General features: G+C 52.6%; 27 protein-coding genes. 18 read left to right on the forward strand and 9 right to left on the reverse strand.

What is annotated here, in order from left to right; translation table 11 throughout:
• Window positions 1–4: 4 nt before the first annotated feature.
• Window positions 5–1,069, reverse strand: coding sequence for an L-ascorbate 6-phosphate lactonase (gene ulaG / locus OGX94_RS05465; protein WP_003025649.1), 1,065 nt, complete (start codon window positions 1,067–1,069; stop codon window positions 5–7).
• A 367-nt stretch (window positions 1,070–1,436) separates the two neighbouring features.
• Here ulaG and ulaA point away from each other — a divergent pair, with 367 nt between their 5' ends.
• From ulaA to OGX94_RS05495, 6 genes are read left to right on the forward strand one after another with little or no spacing between them, the layout of a single operon-like run.
• Window positions 1,437–2,834, forward strand: a complete 1,398-nt coding sequence (gene ulaA, locus OGX94_RS05470) for a PTS ascorbate transporter subunit IIC (RefSeq protein ID WP_257662314.1) — start codon at window positions 1,437–1,439, stop codon at window positions 2,832–2,834.
• Window positions 2,835–2,849: 15 nt separating this feature from the next.
• The gene (gene ulaB / locus OGX94_RS05475; protein WP_003025655.1) at window positions 2,850–3,155 is read left to right on the forward strand and encodes a PTS ascorbate transporter subunit IIB; all 306 of its coding nucleotides are present in this window, start codon (window positions 2,850–2,852) and stop codon (window positions 3,153–3,155) included.
• Between the two features lie 11 nt (window positions 3,156–3,166).
• Window positions 3,167–3,634, forward strand: a complete 468-nt coding sequence (gene ulaC / locus OGX94_RS05480; RefSeq protein ID WP_257662235.1) for a PTS ascorbate transporter subunit IIA — start codon at window positions 3,167–3,169, stop codon at window positions 3,632–3,634.
• 13 nt (window positions 3,635–3,647) lie between these two features.
• The gene (gene ulaD / locus OGX94_RS05485) at window positions 3,648–4,298 is read left to right on the forward strand and encodes a 3-keto-L-gulonate-6-phosphate decarboxylase UlaD (protein WP_257662236.1); all 651 of its coding nucleotides are present in this window, start codon (window positions 3,648–3,650) and stop codon (window positions 4,296–4,298) included.
• Between the two features lie 9 nt (window positions 4,299–4,307).
• Window positions 4,308–5,162 (forward strand): L-ribulose-5-phosphate 3-epimerase, encoded by an 855-nt coding sequence (locus tag OGX94_RS05490; RefSeq protein WP_257662237.1) that lies wholly within the window; start codon window positions 4,308–4,310, stop codon window positions 5,160–5,162.
• Complete coding sequence (locus tag OGX94_RS05495) at window positions 5,162–5,848, forward strand: L-ribulose-5-phosphate 4-epimerase (RefSeq protein WP_257662238.1); 687 nt, start codon at window positions 5,162–5,164, stop codon at window positions 5,846–5,848. Before OGX94_RS05490 ends, OGX94_RS05495 begins: the two co-directional genes overlap by 1 nt.
• A 130-nt stretch (window positions 5,849–5,978) precedes the next feature.
• Here OGX94_RS05495 and yjfY read toward each other — a convergent pair whose 3' ends face one another.
• Window positions 5,979–6,254: a DUF1471 family protein YjfY gene (yjfY, locus tag OGX94_RS05500; protein ID WP_003025668.1), complete on the reverse strand. Its 276-nt coding sequence runs from the start codon at window positions 6,252–6,254 to the stop codon at window positions 5,979–5,981.
• A 299-nt stretch (window positions 6,255–6,553) separates the two neighbouring features.
• Here yjfY and OGX94_RS05505 point away from each other — a divergent pair, with 299 nt between their 5' ends.
• The 6 genes from OGX94_RS05505 (at window position 6,554) to OGX94_RS05535 (ending at window position 9,982) form a co-directional block, all read left to right on the forward strand.
• A complete protein-coding gene (locus OGX94_RS05505; protein WP_286568854.1) occupies window positions 6,554–7,318 on the forward strand; it encodes a TSUP family transporter in 765 nt (254 codons plus the stop codon).
• A gap of 158 nt (window positions 7,319–7,476) precedes the next feature.
• The gene (rpsF, locus tag OGX94_RS05515; RefSeq protein WP_003025672.1) at window positions 7,477–7,872 is read left to right on the forward strand and encodes a 30S ribosomal protein S6; all 396 of its coding nucleotides are present in this window, start codon (window positions 7,477–7,479) and stop codon (window positions 7,870–7,872) included.
• 6 nt (window positions 7,873–7,878) lie between these two features.
• Window positions 7,879–8,193: a primosomal replication protein N gene (priB, locus tag OGX94_RS05520; protein WP_003025674.1), complete on the forward strand. Its 315-nt coding sequence runs from the start codon at window positions 7,879–7,881 to the stop codon at window positions 8,191–8,193.
• 4 nt (window positions 8,194–8,197) lie between these two features.
• The gene (gene rpsR / locus OGX94_RS05525) at window positions 8,198–8,425 is read left to right on the forward strand and encodes a 30S ribosomal protein S18 (RefSeq protein WP_000135199.1); all 228 of its coding nucleotides are present in this window, start codon (window positions 8,198–8,200) and stop codon (window positions 8,423–8,425) included.
• A gap of 41 nt (window positions 8,426–8,466) precedes the next feature.
• Entirely contained in the window at window positions 8,467–8,916 is a 450-nt protein-coding gene (gene rplI, locus OGX94_RS05530) for a 50S ribosomal protein L9 (protein ID WP_003025676.1), read from the forward strand.
• A gap of 142 nt (window positions 8,917–9,058) precedes the next feature.
• Window positions 9,059–9,982, forward strand: coding sequence for a DMT family transporter (locus OGX94_RS05535; RefSeq protein WP_286568856.1), 924 nt, complete (start codon window positions 9,059–9,061; stop codon window positions 9,980–9,982).
• 56 nt (window positions 9,983–10,038) lie between these two features.
• On the opposite strand, the gene OGX94_RS05540 is transcribed toward OGX94_RS05535, so the two are convergent.
• Entirely contained in the window at window positions 10,039–10,689 is a 651-nt protein-coding gene (locus OGX94_RS05540) for a LysM-like peptidoglycan-binding domain-containing protein (RefSeq protein ID WP_003830442.1), read from the reverse strand.
• 219 nt (window positions 10,690–10,908) lie between these two features.
• Between OGX94_RS05540 and bamJ the strand changes: the two genes are divergently transcribed.
• Window positions 10,909–11,529: a BamJ family beta-barrel-assembly machinery protein gene (gene bamJ, locus OGX94_RS05545; RefSeq protein ID WP_257662315.1), complete on the forward strand. Its 621-nt coding sequence runs from the start codon at window positions 10,909–10,911 to the stop codon at window positions 11,527–11,529.
• A gap of 308 nt (window positions 11,530–11,837) precedes the next feature.
• The gene (cycA, locus tag OGX94_RS05550; RefSeq protein ID WP_003830438.1) at window positions 11,838–13,247 is read left to right on the forward strand and encodes a D-serine/D-alanine/glycine transporter; all 1,410 of its coding nucleotides are present in this window, start codon (window positions 11,838–11,840) and stop codon (window positions 13,245–13,247) included.
• Window positions 13,248–13,405: 158 nt separating this feature from the next.
• On the opposite strand, the gene ytfE is transcribed toward cycA, so the two are convergent.
• Window positions 13,406–14,068 carry an iron-sulfur cluster repair protein YtfE gene (gene ytfE, locus OGX94_RS05555; protein ID WP_003025690.1) on the reverse strand — a complete coding sequence of 221 codons (663 nt, stop codon included), beginning with the start codon at window positions 14,066–14,068 and terminating at the stop codon, window positions 13,406–13,408.
• 244 nt (window positions 14,069–14,312) lie between these two features.
• Here ytfE and OGX94_RS05560 point away from each other — a divergent pair, with 244 nt between their 5' ends.
• Complete coding sequence (locus OGX94_RS05560; RefSeq protein ID WP_257662240.1) at window positions 14,313–15,884, forward strand: methyl-accepting chemotaxis protein; 1,572 nt, start codon at window positions 14,313–14,315, stop codon at window positions 15,882–15,884.
• Window positions 15,885–15,952: 68 nt separating this feature from the next.
• Here the strand turns inward: OGX94_RS05560 and OGX94_RS05565 are convergent, their stop codons facing one another.
• The 3 genes from OGX94_RS05565 to OGX94_RS05575 form a co-directional block, all read right to left on the reverse strand.
• On the reverse strand, window positions 15,953–16,918 hold the full coding sequence (locus OGX94_RS05565; protein ID WP_063941648.1) for a DMT family transporter: 966 nt from the start codon (window positions 16,916–16,918) through the stop codon (window positions 15,953–15,955).
• A 76-nt stretch (window positions 16,919–16,994) separates the two neighbouring features.
• Window positions 16,995–17,819: an AraC family transcriptional regulator gene (locus OGX94_RS05570; protein ID WP_257662241.1), complete on the reverse strand. Its 825-nt coding sequence runs from the start codon at window positions 17,817–17,819 to the stop codon at window positions 16,995–16,997.
• 81 nt (window positions 17,820–17,900) lie between these two features.
• Window positions 17,901–18,749, reverse strand: a complete 849-nt coding sequence (locus OGX94_RS05575) for an SDR family oxidoreductase (RefSeq protein ID WP_063941647.1) — start codon at window positions 18,747–18,749, stop codon at window positions 17,901–17,903.
• A gap of 90 nt (window positions 18,750–18,839) precedes the next feature.
• On the opposite strand from OGX94_RS05575, the gene OGX94_RS05580 reads away from it, so the two are divergent.
• A complete protein-coding gene (locus OGX94_RS05580) occupies window positions 18,840–19,220 on the forward strand; it encodes a winged helix-turn-helix transcriptional regulator (protein WP_032934267.1) in 381 nt (126 codons plus the stop codon).
• A 47-nt stretch (window positions 19,221–19,267) separates the two neighbouring features.
• Here OGX94_RS05580 and cpdB read toward each other — a convergent pair whose 3' ends face one another.
• Window positions 19,268–21,211, reverse strand: coding sequence for a 2',3'-cyclic-nucleotide 2'-phosphodiesterase (gene cpdB, locus OGX94_RS05585; RefSeq protein ID WP_257662243.1), 1,944 nt, complete (start codon window positions 21,209–21,211; stop codon window positions 19,268–19,270).
• A 188-nt stretch (window positions 21,212–21,399) separates the two neighbouring features.
• Between cpdB and cysQ the strand changes: the two genes are divergently transcribed.
• Window positions 21,400–22,140 (forward strand): 3'(2'),5'-bisphosphate nucleotidase CysQ, encoded by a 741-nt coding sequence (gene cysQ / locus OGX94_RS05590; RefSeq protein WP_003830423.1) that lies wholly within the window; start codon window positions 21,400–21,402, stop codon window positions 22,138–22,140.
• Here the strand turns inward: cysQ and OGX94_RS05595 are convergent.
• On the reverse strand, window positions 22,130–22,687 hold the full coding sequence (locus tag OGX94_RS05595; RefSeq protein WP_003830421.1) for a YtfJ family protein: 558 nt from the start codon (window positions 22,685–22,687) through the stop codon (window positions 22,130–22,132). The two genes, cysQ and OGX94_RS05595, sit on opposite strands and share 11 nt — an antisense overlap.
• Window positions 22,688–23,015: 328 nt before the next feature.
• Here OGX94_RS05595 and OGX94_RS05600 point away from each other — a divergent pair, with 328 nt between their 5' ends.
• Window positions 23,016–23,222 (forward strand): DUF1107 domain-containing protein, encoded by a 207-nt coding sequence (locus tag OGX94_RS05600; RefSeq protein WP_003025710.1) that lies wholly within the window; start codon window positions 23,016–23,018, stop codon window positions 23,220–23,222.
• The last annotated feature ends 35 nt before the right edge of the window (window positions 23,223–23,257 follow it).

Genomic DNA, 23,257 nt, shown 5'->3' on the forward strand with positions numbered 1-23,257 from the left:
TGGATCACAAGAACGATTTAAACGGTAAATCCGGTTCAATCGTGAAGCAGTCGTCAAAGCCGCGCGGATAGTGATATTCAAAGTTATCTTTGTCCAGCGGCCAGGTGAACTTGCCACCCACCTGCCAGATAAAAGGCTTAAAGCCATACTTCAGCCGATCCTTTTTCATCTCCCACAGTACGCGGATCTCCTGAGGATCGGCCTGGAAGTTTGACCAGATATCATGATGGAAAGGGATCACCACTTTTGTATTCAGGGCCTCCGCCATACGCAGCATGTCGGAACTGGTCATTTTGTCCGTAATACCCCGTGGGTTCTCGCCGTATGATCCGAGCGCGACGTCGATCTGGTGCTCGTTGCCATGCTTTGCATAGTAGTTGGAGTAGTGTGAATCACCGCTGTGATAAAGCGTACCGCCCGGCGTTTTGAACAGATAGTTTACGGCGCGGGCATCCATACCATCCGGCAGCACGCCTGCTGCTTTTTGATCGGCAGGAAGCGTAATCAATGCCGTACGATCAAATGCGTCAAGCGCATGAATTTCAATATCTTTCACTTTCACTACATCACCTGGTTTTACCACGATACAGCGCTCTTTTGGTACACCCCAACCGATCCACAGATCCACACAAGTTTGCGGTCCAATAAACGGCACGTCGTCGGCACAGTTCTGCATGACGGCTGCCGCAACATTTACGTCGATGTGATCGTTATGATCGTGCGTGGCCAGCACCGCATCGATCTGACGAATGGCAAACGGATCAAGAACAAACGGTGTGGTGCGCAGGTTAGGCTGCAGTTTCTTCACCCCCGCCATACGTTGCATCTGGTGACCGGTTTTCATCAGCGGGTTACCATGACTCTGTTTACCCGTTCCGCACCAGAAATCGACGCAAACGTTAGTCCCGCCTTCCGACTTCAGCCAAATTCCGGTACAGCCGAGCCACCACATCGCGAAAGTGCCAGGTGCGACCTGTTCCTGCTCGATCTCTTCATTCAGCCAGCTTCCCCACTCCGGGAATGTGCTCAGGATCCATGATTCACGCGTGATGCTTTTTACTTTACTCATCGCAATTACCTTCATGTTTGTTCAAGTTGAATCAAATTGTGATTTGTTTTGATTGATACTGACATCATTTTATCAAGAAGGCAATGCGTCGATTTTTGGTGTTGGATGGAAAAGTGTGAACAAATTACAACGTGACAAGATGGTTTATATGAGATGTATTTTTGTATTTGATTGTTTTAAATAGGTTTATTTTGACTCTGACGAATTCGAAGTAAATCCACTCTGCAAGTAAGAGAATTATTTGCGTACTGCATCACATTTAATCAAATTCAATCTTGTTGTGATTACTTTTGAAAATTAGAGTGGGGGCACAACATCCTGGGCATCTGTAATGAATGTTCAGCAACTTCGTCTACTGGAGATCGTTATGGAGATCCTCTACAACATCTTTACCGTCTTTTTTAATCAGGTCATGACCAATGCACCGTTGCTGTTGGGTATTGTGACCTGCCTCGGCTACATCCTGTTGCGTAAAAGTGTCAGCGTCATTATCAAAGGCACGATCAAAACGATTATCGGTTTTATGTTATTGCAGGCAGGGTCGGGCATTCTGACCAGCACGTTTAAACCGGTAGTGGCGAAGATGTCTGAGGTTTACGGTATCAATGGCGCGATCTCCGATACCTATGCCTCCATGATGGCAACCATCGAACGAATGGGTGATGCCTACAGTTGGGTAGGGTACGCCGTACTGTTGGCGCTGGCGCTGAACATTTGTTACGTACTGCTACGGCGTATTACCGGCATTCGAACCATCATGCTGACTGGGCACATCATGTTCCAGCAGGCGGGGCTGATTGCTGTCTCTTTCTACATCTTTGGTTACCCGATGTGGACCACCATCATCTGTACCGCGGTGCTGGTGTCGCTCTACTGGGGCATTACCTCCAATATGATGTACAAACCGACCCAGGAAGTGACCGATGGCTGCGGTTTTTCCATCGGTCACCAGCAGCAGTTCGCCTCCTGGATTGCTTACAAAGTCGCGCCGTATCTGGGTAAGAAAGAGGAGAGCGTAGAAGATCTCAAGCTGCCAGGCTGGCTGAATATCTTCCATGACAACATCGTTTCCACCGCGATTGTGATGACCATCTTTTTCGGGGCGATCCTGCTCTCTTTCGGCATTGATGTGGTTCAGGCGATGGCGAGTAAAACCCACTGGACGGTGTATATCCTGCAAACCGGTTTTTCGTTTGCTGTCGCTATCTTCATCATCACCCAGGGCGTACGTATGTTCGTTGCTGAACTTTCAGAAGCGTTCAACGGTATCTCTCAACGTCTGATCCCCGGCGCGGTGTTGGCAATCGACTGCGCAGCGATATACAGCTTTGCCCCCAACGCGGTGGTCTGGGGCTTTATGTGGGGCACCATCGGCCAACTGATTGCGGTAGGTATTCTCGTGGCCTGCGGCTCTTCCATCCTGATTATCCCAGGCTTTATCCCGATGTTCTTCTCGAACGCCACTATCGGCGTATTTGCTAACCACTTTGGCGGCTGGCGTGCAGCGCTCAAGATTTGCCTGGTGATGGGGATGATCGAAATCTTCGGCTGCGTCTGGGCGGTGAAGCTCACTGGTATGAGCGCCTGGATGGGCATGGCGGACTGGTCAATTCTGGCACCGCCGATGATGCAAGGCTTTGCCTCCATCGGCATCGTGTTTATGGCCGTCATTATTCTGATTGCACTGGCTTATATGTTTTTCGCAGGACGCACGTTGCGCGCTGAGGAAGACGCAGAAAAACAACTGGCAGAACACTCTGCTTAATAAGGAGTTCCGATTATGACCGTACGTATTCTGGCTGTGTGTGGCAATGGGCAGGGTAGTTCCATGATCATGAAAATGAAGGTGGACCAGTTTTTAACCCAGTCAAATATTGACCATACGGTAAACAGCTGCGCCGTGGGTGAATACAAAAGTGAACTGAGCGGCGCGGATATCATCATCGCCTCTACGCATATCGCCGGTGAGATTACCGTTTCTGGCAATAAATATGTCGTTGGCGTACGCAACATGCTGTCTCCTGCCGATTTTGGACCAAAACTGCTGGAAGTGATCAAAGCGCATTTCCCGCAGGACGTGAAGTAAGGGGGCGGCATATGAAATTACGTGACTCGCTGGCAGACAATAATTCCATCCTTTTGCAAGCCGAGGCCAGTACCTGGCAGGAAGCGGTAAAGCTTGGTGTGGATCTGTTGGTTAAGGCCGATGTGGTTGAACCACGCTACTACCAGGCCATCCTTGATGGCGTTGAGCAGTTTGGCCCGTATTTTGTGATTGCGCCAGGCCTGGCGATGCCGCACGGCCGTCCGGAGGAAGGGGTCAAGAAAACCGGTTTTGCGCTGGTGACGCTGAAAACGCCGCTGGTGTTTAACCACGAAGATAACGACCCGGTCGATATTTTGATAACGATGGCGGCAGTTGACGCCAACACGCATCAGGAAGTGGGCATCATGCAGATCGTGAATCTCTTTGATGACGAAGCCAATTTCGACCGTTTACGCGTCTGCCGCACCGCGCAGGAAGTATTGGATTTAATTGATAACGCCACTGCGGCGGCTGTTTAAAAAGGATACCAAAATGTCATTACCTATGTTGCAGGTTGCGCTGGATAACCAATCAATGTCTTCCGCGTATGAAACGACGCGTCTGATTGCCGAAGAGGTCGATATCATTGAGGTGGGCACTATTCTTTGCGTGGCAGAGGGCGTGCGCGCCGTTCGCGATCTGAAAGCGCTTTATCCGCATAAAATTGTGCTGGCGGACGCCAAAATTGCCGATGCGGGAAAAATCCTCTCCCGCATGTGTTTCGAAGCCAACGCTGACTGGGTCACCGTCATCTGCTGTGCGGATATCAACACCACCAAGGGGGCACTGGAGGTGGCGAAAGAATTTAACGGTGATGTACAGATTGAACTGACGGGTTACTGGACCTGGGAGCAGGCGCAAGAGTGGCGTGACGCGGGCATTGGGCAAGTTGTGTATCACCGCAGCCGTGATGCGCAGGCGGCGGGTGTGGCGTGGGGAGAGGCGGATATCAGCGCGATCAAACGCCTGTCCGAGATGGGCTTTAAAGTCACTGTCACCGGCGGTCTGGCGCTGGAAGATCTGCCGCTGTTCCAGGGAATCCCGATTCACGTCTTTATTGCCGGTCGCAGCATTCGCGATGCCGTCTCTCCGGTGGAAGCGGCTCGCCAGTTCAAACGTTCTATCGCCCAGCTGTGGGGATAAGGAGCGACTATGTTGTCGAAACAGGTCCCGCTCGGTATTTATGAAAAGGCACTCCCCGGCGGGGAGTGCTGGCTGGAGCGTTTGCAGCTGGCGAAGGAACTGGGCTTTGACTTTGTCGAAATGTCGGTTGATGAAACCGACGCTCGCCTGGCGCGTCTTGACTGGAACCGCGAGCAGCGACTGGCGCTGGTGGCCGCAATCGCTGAGACAGGGATACGGGTACCGTCCATGTGCCTGAGCGCTCATCGTCGTTTCCCGCTTGGTAGTGAAGATGATGCGGTACGCGAACAGGGGCTGGAGATCATGCGTAAAGCCATTCAGTTTGCGCAGGATATCGGTATTCGCGTTATTCAACTGGCGGGTTACGACGTTTATTACCAGCAGGCCAATAACGAAACGCGTCGTCGCTTCCGTGACGGGCTGAAAGAGAGCGTCGAGATGGCAAGTCGTGCGCAGGTGACGCTGGCGATGGAGATCATGGATTATCCTCTGATGAACTCTATTAGCAAGGCGCTGGGATACGCACACTACCTGAATAACCCGTGGTTCCAGCTGTATCCCGATATCGGCAATTTGTCGGCGTGGGACAACGATGTGCAGATGGAGCTACAGGCGGGAATGGGCCATATCGTTGCCGTACACGTGAAAGATACCAAACCTGGCGTATTCAAAAATGTGCCGTTTGGTGAAGGGGTTGTCGATTTCGAACGTTGTTTTGCGACACTCAAACAGAGTGGGTATTGCGGGCCATACCTGATTGAGATGTGGAGTGAAACGGCGGACGATCCGGCACGTGAAGTGGCGAAGGCGCGCGACTGGGTGAAAGCGCGTATGGCCAGCGCCGGTCTGGAGGAGGCGGTGTAATGCAAAAACTCAAACAGCAGGTTTTTGAGGCCAACATGGATCTGCCGCGCTACGGGCTGGTGACGTTTACCTGGGGTAACGTCAGCGCCATCGACCGCGAACGCGGGCTGGTGGTGATTAAGCCCAGCGGCGTCGACTACCAAACAATGACAGTGGATGACATGGTGGTTGTGGATCTGCACGGCAACGTGGTGGAAGGACGCTATCGTCCTTCTTCCGATACCGCCACCCATCTGGCGCTGTATCGCCGCTATTCCTCTCTTGGCGGCGTGGTGCATACCCACTCAACCCACGCGACGGCATGGGCGCAGGCAGGAATGGCTATTCCGGCGCTTGGCACCACGCATGCGGATTATTTCTTTGGCGATATTCCGTGTACCAGGGCGCTAAGCGAAGAAGAGGTTCAGGGTGAATATGAGCTGAATACCGGAGAGGTGATCATCGAAACGCTGGGTGACGTTGAACCACTGCATACGCCGGGGATTGTGGTGTATCAGCACGGTCCGTTTGCCTGGGGGAAAGATGCCCATGATGCGGTACACAATGCCGTGGTAATGGAAGAGGTGGCGCGGATGGCGTGGATTGCGCGCGGTATTAATCCGGCGCTCAGCCCCATCGACAGTTATCTGATGAATAAGCACTTCATGCGTAAGCACGGCCCAAATGCCTATTACGGGCAGAAGTAGGAATAAACGTTCCGGAGCCAACTCTTCATGGGGATGAGATCGGTCTGGCTTCGGGATTGTTTTGCAAAAAAGCCCCCAGTGAAGGGGGCAAGTCAAACTGTGGCAATGTTCTCGTTGGTTATTTCTGGTGTTAACGATAAATATCTGCACTGGCGTGCATATTTCCGTTACTACCGGGTTCCCTGGTGAGGATCACGTGGTAGTAGGTTGCGCCTTGCGCATCGGTCTCTTCATTCAGGGCCTGAGTGGCTTCACTTTCAGTGGCGAAGTTATGATTTATGTAAATGACGCCTAAGCTCTGCACATCATCCATGTTCCTGGCCTGATGGTTATCAATTTTGATGGCTGCCGTTGCATTTGCACTGAGCAAAAGCACAGCCAGAAGGGTCAAAACACGGGCTCGCATATGTACCTCCTCGACTGCGGTCTCTGGTTGCCTCTCTCCTGTGAGTGATTAACTTCTGATGTAATTTTAACCGCTACCAGCGCAGTCGATAGCGACCATTTCTGATGCAGTTGTTCAAAAAATTACCGCATAGCCATCTTTTCTTTAATTAACAGTCTGCTGGTGTATACCGCTGCGGTGAAAAAATACCTGCCTTTCGCGCATAAGCTCTTACCAAATAGTCAATTTAATCGGTTGAGTACGCCGTTTATAGTGAGCTGGATAATTAATATAACTTTATGATAATAAGGCAAAAACTTATGGATACTTCATTCATGGATTTCAGCTATTTCGTGGTTATGTTTATGGTCGCGCTGGTGGCTGGCTTTATTAACGTGGTGTCGGGCGGTGGTGGATTTCTCTCTATTGGCGCACTCTTAATTTCTGGTTTACCCCCGGCTAATGCGCTGGCAACCAATAAAATTCAGGCTCTGGGTAGCTCTCTGACCTCTGGAATTTACTTTTTACGCCGGGGACATATCAACGTGCAGGAGCACAAGTATGTGTTTTTATCTGCCTTTATCGGTTCTGCGCTGGGAACGACGCTTATCCAGTTCATTGAACCGGAATTGCTGAAGAAACTGCTCCCAATCCTGATTATCGCAGTCGCCATTTACTTTATTTTTACGCCAAACCTTAGCGAACCGAAAAGAAAGCAGCAGGTATCCCTGTTTCTCTTCTCGTTGATCGGTGGGGGATGTATTGGTTTTTATGATGGCTTTCTCGGTGCTGGGGCAGGTTCCTTTTATACCCTCAGCTATATTCTGCTGTGGGGATACAGTATTGATAAAGCGCAAATCCACTCGAATTTTATTAACCTGGCGTCGAACATCGCCTCGATTTTGTTCTTCATTTTCGGTGGTAAAATGATCTGGTCGCTTGGGCTGGTGATGTTTGCAGGGCAATCCCTTGGCGCACGTCTTGGTGCGACAGTCGTACTGACGCGCGGTAAGAAAGTCATCCGACCCATGATTGTCATTGTCTCCATTTGTATCAGCATCAAAATGCTGCTGGATATGTATTAATAGCGACATGATAAATAATCGTACAAGCACCTTGAGTTTACCTGCTGACCCCAGTATTATGACGCGTCATTTTTCAGCCGACCTTTAACACGTTCCTTGCCTCCATGGGCCTCGGCTGACCCAGACAGGAGGCTGAATAATCCGTAAGGAGCAATTCGATGCGTCATTACGAAATCGTTTTTATGGTCCATCCTGACCAGAGCGAACAGGTTCCGGGTATGATCGAACGCTACACTGCTGCCATCACTGGTGCAGAAGGCACGATCCACCGTCTGGAAGACTGGGGCCGCCGTCAGCTGGCTTACCCGATCAACAAACTGCACAAAGCTCACTACGTTCTGATGAACGTTGAAGCGCCGCAGGAAGTGATCGATGAGCTGGAAACTACCTTCCGCTTCAACGATGCCGTTATCCGCAGCATGGTTATGCGTACTAAACACGCTGTTACCGAAGCATCTCCGATGGTTAAAGCGAAAGACGAGCGTCGTGAACGTCGCGATGATTTCGCTAACGAAACCGCAGATGATGCTGAAGCTGGGGATTCTGAAGAGTAATTTCTGATGACCAACCGTCTGGCGTTGTCCGGCACCGTGTGCAGGGCCCCCCTTCGAAAGGTCAGTCCATCAGGAATTCCTCATTGCCAGTTCGTGCTTGAGCATCGTTCTGTGCAGGAGGAAGCCGGGTTTCACCGGCAGGCGTGGTGCCAAATGCCCGTTATTATTAGCGGACACGAAAACCAGGCCATTACTCACAGTATAACGGTCGGTAGCGCAGTGACCGTTCAGGGGTTCATCTCTTGCCACAAGGCAAAGAACGGCCTGAGCAAAATGGTTCTGCATGCCGAGCAGATTGAATTGATAGATTCTGGAGACTAGCCATATGGCACGTTATTTCCGTCGTCGCAAGTTCTGCCGTTTCACCGCGGAAGGCGTTCAAGAGATCGACTATAAAGATATCGCTACGCTGAAAAACTACATCACCGAAAGCGGTAAGATTGTCCCAAGCCGTATCACCGGTACCCGTGCAAAATATCAGCGTCAGCTGGCTCGCGCTATCAAACGCGCTCGCTACCTGTCCCTGCTGCCGTACACTGATCGTCATCAGTAATCGGTCACGGTCCATTAATACGACTTTGAGAGGATAAGGTAATGCAAGTTATTCTGCTTGATAAAGTAGCAAACCTGGGTAGCCTGGGTGATCAGGTTAACGTTAAAGCGGGCTATGCTCGTAACTTCCTGGTACCACAGGGTAAAGCTGTTCCTGCTACCAAGAAAAACGTTGAATTTTTCGAAGCGCGTCGCGCTGAGCTGGAAGCTAAACTGGCTGACGTTCTGTCCGCTGCTGAAGCTCGTGCTGAGAAAATCAACGCACTGGAAACCGTAACCATCGCGTCTAAAGCTGGCGACGAAGGTAAACTGTTCGGTTCCATCGGTACTCGCGACATCGCTGACGCTGTAACTGCAGCTGGCGTTGAAGTAGCTAAGAGCGAAGTTCGTCTGCCGAACGGCGTTCTGCGTACCACTGGCGAGCACGAAGTGAGCTTCCAGGTTCACAGCGAAGTGTTTGCTAAGCTGACTGTAAACGTAGTTGCAGAATAAGTTTTTATTCTGATGACCGCGTAAAAGCGCCGGCCCTGTGCCGGCGTTTTGCTTTTCTGTTCCCCCGCTTTTCTCTCTGGCTATTCTTTATCCTTTTCGGGATAATCACAAAAATAAAACATTATTTCAAAGTGGTGATGGAATGGAACCAACGCACCAACCTCTGTTTGCGCGTAAAAACGTTGTCTACCTGAGCGCGGCGTTCTGCTGCCTGTTGTGGGGGAGCGCCTATCCGGCGATCAAAAGTGGATATGAGATCTTCCAGATTGCCACGGATGACATTCCCTCAAAGATTGTCTTTGCCGGATATCGCTTTCTGTTTGCGGGATTATTGCTGCTACTGCTGGCTGTAGCGCAGCGTAAACCGATTGGCCGGTTAAGCCCGCGTCAGTACGGCCAACTCACGCTGTTGGGACTGACGCAAACCTCGCTGCAATACATCTTCTTCTATATTGGTCTGGCGTTCACGACGGGGGTGAAAGGGTCCATCATGAATGCGACCGGGACCTTCTTCAGTGTGCTGCTGGCCCATTTTATCTACCATAACGACAAACTGAGCTACAACAAAGCGCTGGGTTGTATCCTCGGCTTTGCTGGGGTGATGGTTGTGAACTTTAGCAGCGGAATGGATTTTAGTTTCAGCCTGTTAGGCGACGGCTCAGTAGTGATGGCGGCCTTTATTCTCTCTGCTGCCACGCTATATGGAAAACGTATTTCTCAGACGGTGGACCCGACGGTAATGACAGGGTACCAGTTGGGCGGTGGCGGTCTGGTGTTGGTTATCGGTGGCTACGCTTTTGGCGGCACGCTGACCGTACACGGTGCGTCTTCAGTGGCAATTCTGGGCTACCTGACGTTACTCTCTTCGGTCGCTTTCGCCTTGTTGAGTATTCTGCTCAAGCATAATCGCGTGGGGATGATTGCGCCGTTTAACTTCTTGATCCCGGTTTCTGGGGCGGTACTGTCGGCAATATTCCTCGGCGAAAACATTCTCGAATGGAAATATGCGCTGGCGCTGGTGCTGGTCTGTTCGGGGATCTGGTGGGTGAACAAGGTGAAACGTTGACGCTTCACCTTGATGCCTGATGGCGATATCGCTTATCAGGCCAATATGTGTGCCGCTTAACGGGCGCGAATAAAACTACCGTTAGGCTGGCGGGTAAACAGTACCTGCTGGCCGTTGCCGGTATCGATGGTTAACCCTGTCACCACGCCATTGGCATTCTGCCTGATCTGTATCATCTGACCGTCTTTCAGATTGCTCAGCGGTTTTCCGGCGCCTTCAACCTGTGCCATCGCATAGACATCGGTTGGCGGGAGGTTATGGTCACGGAATACCTGCGCCAGCGTTTTACCTGAGTCTACGCGGTAGGAGCGCCACTGCTGGTCAATTCCGCTATCCTGTTGGAAAGGTTGTGTCTGCGGCTGAGATTGCTGGACCTGAGGCTGCGCATCAGGTTCTCCTTCCTGGATTGGCTCTGGCGCAACCGGAGCGACCTGGCCGGGATCATTTTGCGGCGCGACGAGCTGTGCCTGCAGTTGAGCCTCGGTCGGTGGCTGCGACTGTGACTGTAAATCCAGCTGGGCAGTACGCGTCACCACAGGGGCATCGCTGGTGTCACTGGAAGGGAGCAGGAAACCTATCACCAACACAATAGCGGCAATAATAATGCCGCGGCGGTGCATAGGCGGTAGCGGGTCCATAATGCGAAAATTGTCCGGTGCATGCCAGATTTTCGCCAGGGTTGGTTTTAATTCAAAGCGCCCGGGCATGGCTTTCCTCCTGCTCCGCGTCTCGTTCCTCGATCATAGAGTATAGATGGCTAACGCTATGATGTTCGTCATATTACCCGCTTTCGTGACGTCAACGCGGGATATTCCTATTGTTTATGTTTCCTCGCGATTTGTCATCTGTTCCCGAGACAAAGTTTTACCGGATGCGGCATGGCTGATATGCTGCCCGCTACTTTACATCCGATGAAAGGAAATATGATGGCTAACCCGACTTTTGACACTATCGAAGCGCAAGCAAGCTACGGCATTGGTTTGCAGGTAGGACAACAGCTGAGCGAATCCGGACTGGAAGGACTGTTGCCTGAAGCGCTGGTAGCGGGTATCGCTGACGCGCTGGAAGGTAAGCACCCGGCAGTGCCGGTTGATGTTGTGCATCGCGCACTGCGTGAAATCCACGAACGCGCTGACGCAGTACGTCGCGAGCGTTTCCAGGCTATGGCGGCTGATGGCGTCAAATATCTGGAAGAAAACCGTGAGAAAGACGGTGTGAACAGCACTGAATCTGGTTTGCAGTTCCGTGTTCTGACCCAGGGTGAAGGTGCTATTCCGGCACGTACTGACCGCGTTCGCGTGCACTACATCGGTAAACTGATCGACGGTACCGTGTTTGACAGCTCTGTCGCACGTGGCGAACCAGCTGAATTCCCGGTTAACGGCGTAATCCCAGGCTGGATTGAAGCGCTGACCCTGATGCCGGTAGGTTCCAAATGGGAACTGACTATTCCTCAGGAACTGGCTTACGGCGAGCGTGGCGCTGGCGCGTCCATTCCTCCGTTCAGCACGTTGGTGTTCGAAGTTGAGCTGCTTGAGATCCTGTAAGCAGTGACTTCTGTTCCCCCCAAGGCCGGGGGGAACAAAAAAATAGCGTGAAAAGCTATAGTTACGTCGTTGTCGATATTTTATCTTGCAAATGCCCCATCAGCGTGTATTTTTGTGAGCTGATTCGCGCTATCAGAGTGATATGACACTCACTTTAAACATTAAATTAACATTATATCTAAATCTTAGTATTCATCCCGCCAATTCTTACCTAATATCGATGAGTCCTGATAACAGGATCGTCGTATCATAGACACACTAAAGGCCGTAGAGCCTGAACAACACAGACAGGTACAGGAAGAAAAAACATGGTAGATCAGGTAAAAGTCGACACCGCTGAAGAGGCGTCGTCTGAACAGTCGCTACGGCGCAATCTCACAAACCGTCATATTCAACTTATTGCTATTGGTGGCGCTATCGGTACTGGCCTGTTTATGGGCTCCGGTAAAACCATCAGTCTCGCCGGACCGTCGATCATCTTTGTGTATATGATCATCGGTTTTATGCTGTTTTTCGTGATGCGTGCAATGGGTGAATTGCTGCTCTCGAATCTGGAGTACAAATCGTTTAGTGATTTCGCCTCTGACCTGCTCGGGCCATGGGCCGGGTATTTTACCGGTTGGACCTACTGGTTTTGCTGGGTCGTTACCGGGATGGCAGACGTGGTCGCGATTACCGCGTATGCGCAATTCTGGTTCCCCGAACTGTCAGACTGGGTCGCCTCGCTGGCGGTGATCGTGCTGCTGCTGAGCCTCAACCTTGCCACTGTAAAAATGTTTGGTGAGATGGAGTTCTGGTTTGCGATGATCAAAATCGTTGCCATCATCGGCCTGATTGTCGTCGGTCTGGTGATGGTGCTGACGCACTTCCAGTCGCCAACCGGCGTTCAGGCATCGTTCACGCACTTGTGGAATGACGGTGGCTGGTTCCCGAAAGGTCTGAGCGGCTTCTTTGCCGGCTTCCAGATAGCGGTGTTCGCGTTTGTGGGTATTGAGCTGGTGGGTACGACCGCAGCGGAAACCAAGGATCCGGAAAAATCGCTGCCGCGCGCCATTAACTCGATTCCAATCCGTATCATCATGTTCTACGTGTTCGCGCTGATCGTGATTATGTCCGTTACGCCGTGGAGCTCGGTAGTGCCAACCAAGAGCCCATTCGTTGAACTGTTTGTGCTGGTTGGTCTGCCTGCTGCGGCGAGCCTGATCAACTTTGTGGTGCTGACTTCAGCGGCCTCTTCTGCAAACAGCGGCGTGTTCTCTACCAGCCGTATGCTGTTCGGTCTGGCGCAGGAAGGCGTTGCGCCTAAAGCGTTTGCCAAGCTGTCTAAACGCGCAGTTCCGGCGAAGGGTTTAACCTTCTCCTGTATCTGTCTGCTGGGCGGCGTGGTGATGCTGTACGTGAACCCGAGCGTGATTGGCGCCTTCACCATGATCACCACCGTATCGGCGATTCTGTTCATGTTCGTCTGGACCATCATTCTTTGCTCATACCTGGTGTACCGCAAGCAGCGTCCTCACCTGCATGAAAAATCAATCTACAAGATGCCGTTAGGCAAGCTGATGTGCTGGGTATGTATGGCGTTCTTCGTCTTCGTACTGGTACTGCTGACGCTGGAAGATGATACCCGTCAGGCGCTGATCGTCACGCCGCTGTGGTTCATCGCGCTGGGTCTGGGCTGGTTGTTCATCGGTAAGAAACGTATGGCAGGTACGCGATAATCGCTAAGCAGTGAGATGTAGGCCGGATAAGGCGTTTACGCCGCATCCGGCATATGCCGCCGGCGCTGCGTTTATCAGGTCTACGTTCTGACACAAAAAAGGCCACATATGCAGTGGCCGAATTCGGACTTCAGAAAGGCGCTCTCGGGCGCCTTTTTTTATTCACCTGCGAGGGCACGCGGGAACAAAACATTGTTTTCCAGGCTGATGTGTTCCATCAGGTCGTCGATCATCTCGTTAATGCCGTTATACATGGCTTTCCAGGTAGTGCAGGCCTCTGGTGGCGGCGTTACGTTATGGGTGATGTGTTTGATCACTTCTACCAGTTCACCCGCATCGTCATGTTCGCTTTCCATCACGCTGATTGGCCCCATCGCCTGGCTACCCATGCCCTGTTTGATCATCGGGAACAGGATCTGTTCTTCTTTCATCATGTGGCTGGACAGCTCTTCATGCAGCATGGTCAGGTTTTTCGCCAGACCGCGCGGTACGTTCGGTTTGTCTGCGTGAACGCGTTCAACTTTAGTGGCCTGCAGGATCAGCTCCGGCAGCTGTTCGCGGTGTCTGTCGTGATAACGCACGATGATATGGTCGATGATTTCAGCCAGAGCCACGGTACGCCAGTCTTTCTCCAGCGGCTGTTCAGCCAGCTGCGCAAGCTGCGCCTCAATAACGTCTAAATCCAGCTCTTTACGCGCGGCAGCGCGTGCCAGCGTTTGCTTACCGCCGCAGCAGTAATCCATATCGTATTTACGAAACAGGGCCGAAGCGCGAGGAATAGAGAGCGCCAGTTCACCTAAAGGTTGATCGCGATATGACATTGCCGTTACCTCATTCTCAATAATATAAGATGCATTTTAAATGCAACTTATGGCAAAGGATATAACCCTTTCGGGGTGGGGTGTTTTGTGATGGACGTCACGAAAATTTCTTATCTCGTTAAGATGCTGAATCTTATTGGAAAGGAGAGGTACGGTGAAAAAAGCCGCACGACAGGATTAAATAAGCGCACGCCGCTGCCGATAGTTAGACCTCAGACAATACCTGCATAATAAAAGGCTACAGATGTTCAAACGAATCAAAGTGATAACCTTACTTATCACCGTGTTACTCGCGCTGGGCGCAATGCAGCTCATCTCCGCGGGCGTCTTTATTGGCGCACTCAATAACGATAAGCAGAACTTTAACGTGTCTCAACTTTCCAGCCAGAACGTGGCCGAGTTTACCGATGCGTGGATTAGCCTGAACCAGGCTCGCGTCACGCTCAACCGGGGCATGCTGCGTTTACAGGGAACGATGGCCAGCGAGATTAACGGCGGTCAGTTGCAGGAGCTGGTGAACACGGCAAATCGCCTGTTGGCCGAATCGAAAGATCATTACGATAAATACTACGCTCTGCCGGAAACGCCTGGGCTGGATGAGCATCTGGCCGATCGACTGGAAGAGCAGTACGGCATCTATTCTGCGACGCTGGCAAAAATGAACGTGCTGCTGGCTGAAGGAAAGCTGGAAGAGATGATCAAGCAGAATGCCGAGCAAAAGCAAACGGCCATGCAGGAAGTTTATCGGCAATGGCGTAGTGCGCAAACGGCGCTGGCCACTGCCGGAGTGCAGGACAATGAGAGTGATTACCAGAAGATAATCTGGCTGCTGTCCGCGGTGATGCTGATTGTCGTCACCGTGATTATCGCCAGTTGGCTGGCGATGCAGCGAGTGCTGCTCAAGCCGCTCCACGAGGTGATGGGACATATTCGCCACATTGCCGCAGGCGATTTGACGCACCCCATCAGCGCCGATGGCAGTAATGAAATGGCGCTGCTGGCAAGCAACGTCCGTGACATGCAGCAGGCGCTGGCGAATACGGTCAGCGTGGTGCGTGACGGGGCCGATACCATCTATACCGGCGCGGGTGAAATCGCCGCAGGCAGTAACGATCTCTCTTCACGTACCGAGCAGCAGGCCGCCTCTCTGGAAGAGACTGCTGCCAGCATGGAACAACTTACCGCAACCGTGAGACAGAACGCAGATAACGCGCGTCAGGCGACCAGTCTGGCAAAAAATGCTTCACAAACGGCGCAAAAAGGCGGAAACGTGGTCGATGGCGTGGTGCGTACGATGGATGAAATCGCCACCAGTTCCAGCAAAATCGCGCAAATTACCAATGTTATCGACGGCATTGCCTTCCAGACCAATATCCTTGCGCTAAACGCGGCGGTGGAAGCGGCGCGTGCGGGCGAGCAGGGACGCGGATTTGCCGTGGTCGCAGGCGAGGTTCGGACGCTGGCGCAGCGTAGCGCCCAGGCGGCGAAGGAGATCAAAGCGCTGATTGATGACTCGGGGAATCGGGTCAATGCCGGCACGGCGCTGGTGCATGAAGCGGGCGAAACGATGGCGGAAATAGTTAGCGCCGTGACCCGCGTGACCGACATCATGCGGGAGATTGCCTCAGCTTCTGATGAACAAAGTCGGGGTATCGATCAGGTAGGCCAGGCGGTTGCCGAAATGGATCGCGTGACCCAGCAAAACGCCTCGCTGGTAGAAGAGTCCGCTTCCGCCGCTGCCGCGCTTGAAGAGCAGGCCGCGCGGTTGAACCAGACGGTAGCGGTGTTTAAAGTGTCGCGCCGGATGGCGGCGTAAACGCCTTATCCGGCCTACATGAGATCGTACAATCCTTGTAGGCCGGATAAGCAGCGCCATCCGGCACATTATGATTGTGAAACCACCACGACGCTCGGTTTCTGTGGCTTGGCTCTGACGGCTATCACCACCCCAACCATTAGCAGCGCAATTCCGCTAACCGTCAGCAGAGGTGGAAATTCCTCGCGCAGAATAAAGGTGTACAACAGGCCAGCCAGCGTTTCGAAGACAATCAGCGGGCCGAGGATCACCGTCGGTAATTTTTGGCTGGCGACGTTCCAGCACAGTGCGCCAACCCACGAACACAATACCGCAATGGCTATCATCAGACCGATAAACACGCCCGGACGCGGACCGAAGGGCAGAGCGAAGTCCGGCGTTTGCCCGTTAAGCCACAGGCAGGCGGCAATGTAACCGACCAGAGAAACAGGCAACGTTACCAGAGCCTGGGCCGTCGCCCACATCATCGGGTGCTTATCCGGATTCTCGCGCAGCCAGCGGGCATTACGCAGCGCATACCATGCCCAACACACCACCGAGACAAGCGCCAGCGCGATGCCGGAACCATAACGCCAGCCACTAAAGTCTGGTAACCCCTGATTCAGCTCCGAGATATTCACGCACAGCAGTCCTATACCAATCAATACCAGCGCAGGCGACAGACGCCACCATGATAATTTGCCGTCACGCTGGCTGTAGAGCAGGTTAGCGAAGACCGGGATCACCACCGGTAATGTACCAATAATCATCGTGGAGACCGGTGCGCCGGTGCGCTGGATGGCGCTTGCCAGGCAAACGTAATAAATCAGATTCCCCATCATTGTTAGCGTCAGCGCAGTTACCCAGTCTTTCCGCACAAGTTGACGCAGGCGCGCACGTCCCAGCCAGGCAATCGGCAATGCGATCAGCCCCAGCGCCAGATAACGCCCCATCGACTGCAATACCGCCGGGTATTCCGGTACGATCAGCGGTCCAACAAAAATTAATCCCCACATCAGCCCGGCCAACAGGGCATACAACACACCGCTAATCATTTTTGACATCCACATCGTTTAACAATGAGTCGAGTGTAGGCAGGAAAAATGCCGCCGTATTGTATGAGATTGCTGATCAAGGCCGGACGACTTGTTTCTGATAACGTACCGGCGTAATGCCGTAGCGATGGGTAAACGCGCGGGTGAGATGCGACTGGTCGGTGAGGCCGGTTGCGGCGGCGACCTCTGCGGCGGGCATACCGTAAGTGAGAAAACCTTTGGCTCGCCATAGGCGGATCGCCATCAGCATCTGGTGCGGCGTGACGTGGAAATGAGATTTAAACTGGCGCTGAAAATGCCAGGGACTCAGCGATGCAACCCGCGCCAGCTCGTCGAGCGTGACCGGATGCATATAATTATCGTGCAGATACTCGCGTACCCGTTCAAAGCGATGCGCCCCCTCCGTCAATACCGGCGCATGGCGGGCCAGTGGCTGGAACGTGTCGATCAGATCGAGTAGGAGTCCTTTTTGCGCCAGCGGATCCTCCGTGTTCCACAGGCTGTGGATCAGCGAGCAGATCTGGCGCGAGCGCAGCGGATCGTGACGCGTTACGTCATGAAACCACCAGTGGCGGATCCCGGTGACCTCTTCCAGAAGGTAGGGTTCAAGATAAATCATCCGATAGCGCCAGCCGTCGGCGGTTTCGGCTTCGCCGGTATGCAGCTCATCGGGATTCATGGTGACGACGGAATGGGCGGGGGCAACATACTGCGTGCCGCGATAGCGAAAACGTTCGGCTCCGGCTTCTATCGCGCCAATGCCAAACGCTTCATGGGTGTGCGGCTCGAAAGCGTAACGCGAGATGTGCGCATGATAGAGCTCAACGCCCGGCACCTGCGCCAGATGGCGAAAGCGGGCGCTGTCTTTCTCATCAATAAACTGCTCAGGTACACCTTGCACGTTTTCTCTCCCCACGCATCATCCTGTCATTATCAGAGAGGATGCGCGGGGATGCCATCACAATTAACTAATTTTTAACACTTACACGATGCCTTTTACGCTGTCAGCCAACGAGGTGGTCGGGCGACCAATCAGTTTGCTCAGCGTATGGCTGTCGTCGAACAGACCACCTTTGGAGGCGCCAGTGTCTGAGTCAGCCAGCATGTCCGCCAGCCCGGCAGGCAGGCCTACACCTTTAAGTGCGGCGGCAAAATCTGCTTCGCTCAGGTTCTGATACACCACTTTTTTACCACTCTGTTTTGCCAGCTCGGCAGCCAACTGGCTCAGGGTCCAGCCTGCGTCGCCCGCCAGCTCATAAGTTTTACCGGAATGAACGTCTTCACTGATGACGCGCGCGGCGGCAGCGGCATAGTCGGCGCGGGTCGCTGAGGCGATTTTGCCTTCACCTGCAGCCCCGATAAACACGCCGTGTTCCAGTGCAGCCGGTGCGCTGGCGAGATAGTTTTCGGTGTACCAGCCGTTACGCAGCAGCGCGTATGCGATACCGGATTCAGCCAGCATCTTCTCGGTTGCCACATGCTCATCAGCCAGCCCCAGCGGGGAGGTGTCGGCGTGCAGCAGGCTGGTGTAGGCGATGAATTTCACGTGCGCGGCTTTCGCTGCGTTAATCACGTTGCGATGCTGCGAGGCGCGTTGTCCCACTTCGCTGGAGGAGATTAGCAGTAGCTTGTCGATACCCTGTAAGGCAGCCGTCAAGGCGGCTTCATCGCTGTAATCCGCCTGACGAACGGTAATGCCCTGCTGGCTAAGCGCCGTCGCTTTAGCGGGATTACGCACAATTGCCACAATCTGGCTGGCAGGAACGGTTTTTAGCAGAGATTCAATAACATGTTGGCCCAGTTGGCCGGTGGCGCCGGTAATTGCGATCATGGAGTGACTCCTTGGTATTGGTCTTGTGTTTAATCACGCTAACACCTAAACTTACTTTTAGTAAGTACGCACAAAAAGGTTAGTATGAAAATGACAGCTTCGACGCTCTCCCAGCAGTTACGCGATGGCAACTTGTTTGCCGAACAGTGTCCCTCCCGCGAGGTGTTAAAACATGTCACCAGCCGCTGGGGCGTGTTGATTCTGGTGGCGCTGCGCGACGGTACGCACCGTTTCAGCGATTTGCGCCGTAAGATGGGCGGGGTCAGTGAAAAGATGCTGGCGCAATCCCTGCAAGCGTTAGAGCATGACGGGTTTATCAATCGGGTGTCGTATCCGGTGGTACCGCCGCACGTGGAGTATAGCCTGACGCCGTTGGGTGAGCAGGTGAGCGATAAAGTTGCCGCGCTGGCGGACTGGATAGAACTGAATTTGCCGCAGGTTTTAGCGCAGCGGGACGAACGGGCTGCGTAGTTTTGTAGGCCGGATAAGACGCTATTGCGCCGCATCCGGCACGAAAATTACTTACTTAAATCCAGCTGATAAATAGCGAAACCGATGTCATCGGTCGCGACTTTCTTCAGCGGATACTGGCCTTTCTCTTTAATAAATGCCGCGGCTTTATCAGACGGTGATGTTTCAAAGCGAATATCCAGTGGTGTGTCGCTATGAATTGGCGCCAGACGCCAGTTGTTATCTGCCGCCGGGTGAATTTCACCGGTACGCTTCGTCTCTGCACCAATCCACGCCGCCAGCACCGAGCGGTTTTCATCCGGAGAGGCAAACGCGATGTGGCTGTCGCCGGTTCCGGCAAACTTACCGCCGTAGGCGCGGTAGTTGTTGGTCGCGACGAGGAAGGTGGCATTCGGATCGATTGGTTTGCCGTTAAAGGTCAGATTTTTAATACGTTCCGCTTTCGGGTTAATGGTCTGACATTCACCGTCGTAGCGGGCGGGTTGTGAAACATCAATCTGATAATTCACGCCGTCAATCACGTCGAAGTTATAGGTACGGAAGCCATCCCAGTTAATCAACGACTGTGGTTTGCTGCTGTGGATATCAATCTGATTGAACTGCCCGGCGGAACATTCCAGCCATTCTTTCACCTCTTTACCGCTGGCTTTCACCACCACCAGAGTGTTGGGATAGAGATACAAATCAGCGGCGTTACGGAAGGTTAACTGACCTTTTTCGACTTCTACGAAGCTTGCCGGATCGTTCTTGCGTCCACCGACCTTAAACGGCGCGGCGGCGGAAAGTACCGGCAGTTTTGCCAGATCCGGATCGCCCTGAATAAAGTGTTCTACATAGGCTTTCTGCGCGTTGTTCACTACCTGTACGGTCGGGTCATCCTGTACCAGCGCCAGATAGCTGTACATGTTGTCGGCGGATTTACCGATCGGTTTGCTGACAAACTCACGCGTGGCGTCGTGATCGGCTTTCAGGATCTCAACGATTTTTTTGTCTTCTGCTGCCAGTGATTTTTTGGCTGCGGCGTCATAGATCGGGCGCGCCTCGGCTTTCGCCTGAGTGACCTGCCATTTACCGCTGTCGTTATTCAGCTCTAAATCCACCACGCCCAGGTGATCGCCCCACATACCCGGCATCACAGCAGGAACCCCATTCAGCGTACCTTTTGTGATATCTGCGCCTTTAATATTGGCAAAGTCTTTACCCGGGAAGACGGCGTGAGCGTGACCAAACATAATGGCATCCACGCCCGGTACTTCGCTGAGGTAATAAACGGAGTTTTCCGCCATCGTTTGATATGGGTCGGCAGAAAGCCCGGAGTGAGCAACCACCACCACGACATCGGCGCCTTTTTCTCTCATTTCCGGAACGTATTTGCGTGCAGTTTCCGTAATGTCGTTCACCGTGACTTTGCCGCTGAGGTTGGCTTTATCCCAGGTCATAATCTGCGGTGGTACAAAGCCGATATAGCCAATCTTCAGCGTTTGCTTGTTCCCTTCCTTGTCGACCACCTCAGTGTCTTTGATCAAGTAAGGCGTAAATAGCGGCTTCTTGGTCTTAACGTCGATGATATTGGCGTTAACGTAAGGGAATTTCGCTCCGGCCAGCGCGTTGTGCAGATACTCCAGACCGTAGTTGAATTCATGGTTGCCGAGGTTACCCACCGCGTAATCCAGGGTATTCAGCGCCTTATATACCGGGTGAGTTTCGCCCGCTTTCAGCCCCTTGGCCGCCATGTAATCCCCGAGCGGACTGCCCTGAATCAGATCGCCATTATCAACCAGCACGCTGTTTTTGACTTCACCACGCGCAGCGTTGATAAGACTTGCCGTACGTACCAGACCGAATTTTTCAGTCGGTGTATCTTTGTAATAATCGAAATCCATCATATTGCTATGCAAATCAGTGGTTTCCATTATACGCAGATCGACGGTCGCGGCATTGACGCTGGCTGCAATCAGCGTTGCCAGAAGCGTTGCACTAAACTTAATCATCAGGGGCATCCTTTTAAGATCTAAGCCACAAAAGAAAATGTATATAAATCTTCTTGCTTACAGAACTGTGAATCATGACATGAATATAGCGTTTAAAACCGCAGACGCTATCACAGTTGGCGGATCCCCTGACGATCGGGTATAAGTAAAACAACGAGTTAACACCACTGACAGAAACGAGGTGGAGAATGCTAGAACATGTATGCCAGCTTGCACGGAACGCGGGCGATGCCATTATGCAGGTCTACGATGGAATCAAACCGATGGAGATTACCAGCAAGCAGGATGATTCTCCGGTCACGGCGGCAGATATCGCCGCGCATACGGTGATCCTCGAAGGATTACTGGCGCTGACGCCGGATATTCCGGTTCTGTCTGAAGAGGCGCCTCCTGGCTGGGATGTTCGCCAGCATTGGCAGCGCTACTGGCTGGTGGACCCGCTGGACGGGACCAAAGAGTTCATTAAGCGTAACGGTGAATTTACCGTCAATATTGCGCTAATCGAGAAAGGAAAGCCGGTTCTGGGCGTGGTTTACGCGCCGGTAATGAAAGTGATGTACTGCGCAGCAGAAGGTAAAGCGTGGAAAGAAGAGTGCGGCGTACGCAAACAAATTCAGGTTCGTGACGCGCGTCCGCCGCTGGTGGTCATTAGCCGCTCGCATGCCGACAATGAGTTAAAAGAGTATCTGCAACAGTTGGGTGAGCACCAGACCACCTCGATTGGCTCATCGCTGAAGTTCTGCCTGGTGGCGGAAGGGCACGCACAGCTGTATCCGCGTTTTGGGCCAACCAACGTGTGGGACACCGCCGCTGGCCATGCCGTTGCCGCCGCAGCCGGAGCGCACGTTCACGACTGGCAGGGGAAACCTCTGGATTACACCCCACGTGAATCGTTCCTCAACCCCGGCTTCCGCGTCTCTATTTACTGAGTAATTTGTGCAGCAGGGCAATTACCTGCTGCACCTCTTCCTGCGTTAATGCGCCATCTTTTGCCCACTGCACGCGTCCGTCCTTGTCGAGTACGACGATAGCGGAGCTCTCTTCATCCAGTTGCCAGGCTTTACGCGCAATGCCATTACTGTCGACAATGAATTGCGACCACGGGTAGAGCTTCTTATTGCTCTCCAGACTGCTGCGCACAAACATACCGGAGCCGGGAATGGCGTCATCCGTGTTGACGATAGTGGTGGTCTGGTATTTGTCGTGAGGCAGGTTGGCGGCTTTGATTGCCTCGATCAGCGTCGCATTTTTCTCTTTGGCGGAGGTGCGTCCGGCAATGTGTTGCACAATTCGCACTTTGCCTGGCAACTGCGCGCTATTCCAGCTTTTGTAGCTAAACTTATCGTTATCGAGAATCAGTTCGCCGCGATCGGCGATCCCCACCGGCGGTACGCGCTGGTCAGTCTCAAACTTATGTGCGGAGGCAATCATCGGCAGTAGCAGGCACGACAGCGCCAGCAGTTTTCGTAAGGTCATAGTTTTTCCTTCTTTCTTTTATTTTGCAGGTGATCCGACCACTTGGGTCTGGAATTTAATCATATGTGCGAATGATGCTTTTTCCCGCAAGCGCGATGCCAGTTTGCGGACGGGCGCACAAATCCTGTGAAAAATGAAGGCTTATACTGAAGACAGCGAAGCGTTGAAAAGATAATTCTGAATAATTGTAACTTGAAGGTAAATAAACTTATACACGCTGGAAACATCAACGAGATAGTCTATAGTCATAGGGCATTAAAATTTGCGCCTGAGGATTGTCGGACCGATTGTGGTACCGCAAAGGCGTAATGCTCAGCAGGAGACAACAATGAAAATTTTCCAACGATACAACCCGCTGCAGGTGGCGAAGTACGTGAAGATCCTGTTTCGTGGACGGTTATATATCAAGGATGTAGGCGCTTTTGAATTTGATAAGGGTAAGATTCTTATCCCAAAAGTGAAGGACAAACTGCATTTTTCCGTGATGTCCGAAGTTAACCGTCAGGTCTTGCGTCTGCAAACTGAGATGGCTTGATCAAAGTGCTATGCAGTAGTTAAAAAAACGGCTCC

Source organism: Citrobacter sp. Cpo037 (genome assembly GCF_030332945.1).
Taxonomy (GTDB): Bacteria; Pseudomonadota; Gammaproteobacteria; order Enterobacterales; family Enterobacteriaceae; genus Citrobacter; species Citrobacter portucalensis.